Raw genomic sequence first — 1,228 nt, forward strand, 5'->3', positions numbered from 1 at the left:
AGCCGCGCTACTGGGGCTGCTCGGCGGACGCTGCTGGCTTCGCGTCGTGCTGAGCGCGCCGGCCCTGTTCCCGCGGTGGCTGCGGCTGCTGAACCGGCTGTGGCCGTCGACGCCGTCCGGCGTGCTCGCGGCGCGACGTCTCGACCACAACCCGGAGCGGACCGGTCGCACGGCGGCCGGCGTCGTGGTCATCGTCTCGGTCGTGACGATGTTCGTCGTCGCCTCGGCCACGCTCGACCTGGCGGTGGACCGGATGTACGAGGGCACGAGCGAGGCCGAGGGCGCCGCCGAGACGACGATGCTGCTGGCCGGCGTCGTGTCCGTGATGGTCAGCGCGGCGGCGCTCATCTCGGCCATCGGCCTGTGCCAGACGATCGGTCTCGGCGCGCGGATGCGCCGTCGCGAGACCGGCCTCCTGCGCGTGCTCGGCCAGTCGCGCGCCGACGTGCGCGCCGTGACGGTCGGGGAGAGCGCCCGGCTCGGCCTCGGCGCGGTCACAGCCGGGCTGCTGCTCGGCAGTTCGTGGGCTGGGCCGGGGCGCAGAGCCTGATGGCTCGATGGCGCCCGAGCGGGGTCGTGGTGCCGGTGGTGCCGTGGTGGCTGCTGCTGGCGCTCGCGGTCGTGACCGTGGCCCTCGCCGTGGGGCGGCACTCGTCCCGCTGCGCGAGAACCTGCGCTCCACCCCGCTGGCCGCGTTGCGCGGCTAGGCACGACGACGCCCGCCTCCCTGCGACGGAGGCGGGCGTCTGGTGGTGACCGGCGCGACGGACGTTCGGGGGATGTCGTCCGCCGCGCCGGCGTCAGGGGGTCAGAACTGCTTGATGGTGGGGATGCGACCGTAGCCGTCGGTCGCGACGGTGATGACGGACTTGGTGATGCCGATGGCGGCGACGACGGCGCAGGCGCCGAGCAGGACGGTCATGGTCGTTCCTCCTTCGAGGGTTCGTGGACACCCCCATCGTTGCGCCCTCAACTGTCAAGCACAATCGAACTGTTCTACACGTAACGTGTAGCATCACTTCATGGACGAGCGTCGCCTCCGGGTTCTCAGGGAGTTCTCCGAACGGGGGTCGGTCCAGGCGACCGCCGATGCGTTGAACGTCACACCGTCAGCCGTGTCGCAGGCGCTCAAGCAGCTGTCGCGCGAGGCCGGCGTGCCCCTGGTCGAGCCGCGTGGACGGGGGGTCGCGCTGACCAGCGCGGGCCGGCGGCTGGCCGCGATCGCGAC

The 1,228-nt window shown here is 72.6% G+C and carries 2 protein-coding genes; both read left to right on the plus strand.

Going from position 1 to position 1,228, the window contains the following annotated elements:
* Positions 1-550 (plus strand): FtsX-like permease family protein (locus AC2W7G_RS16690; protein ID WP_485869426.1); only part of this gene is annotated, 550 nt, incomplete at its 5' end.
* Between the two features lie 472 nt (positions 551-1,022).
* On the plus strand, positions 1,023-1,228 hold a 206-nt coding region (locus AC2W7G_RS16695; RefSeq protein ID WP_485869427.1), incomplete at its 3' end, for a LysR family transcriptional regulator.

The sequence above is a fragment of the Aeromicrobium sp. PFPM2_SD2 genome (assembly GCF_057364525.1).